Below are 281 nucleotides of genomic sequence, written 5' to 3'. Positions count from 1 at the left end.
ATATTTGTAAATGGTCGCAGGATCACTAAGCTGCTCGATGATCCCTTTATTCATGATCGCTACCTGGTCGGATATCGAAAAGCATTCTTCCTGGTCATGGGAAACATAAACCGTTGTAATCCCCAGCTCTTGTTGGATGCGGCGAATCTCGCCTCTCATATTCACCCTTAAGTTCGCATCAAGATTACTCAATGGCTCGTCAAATAATAGGATGTCCGGTTCAATCACCAGCGCCCTGGCAATCGCAACCCGCTGCTTTTGCCCTCCTGAAAGCTCTTTGG

Annotated in this window: 1 protein-coding gene; it reads right to left on the bottom strand. The window is 47.3% G+C overall.

Translation table 11 applies throughout. The annotated features are described in order from the left end of the window. A partial coding sequence (locus SB773_RS31230) for an ATP-binding cassette domain-containing protein (RefSeq protein WP_410594160.1) occupies positions 1 to 281 on the bottom strand: 281 nt, incomplete at both ends.

The sequence above is a fragment of the Bacillus sp. SIMBA_074 genome (genome assembly GCF_046534555.1).
In the GTDB taxonomy this organism is placed as follows: Bacteria; Bacillota; Bacilli; order Bacillales; family Bacillaceae_G; genus Bacillus_A; species Bacillus_A mycoides.
Note: the sequence above shows the minus strand (reverse complement) of the source record. Positions and strands in the feature narration are given on the sequence as shown.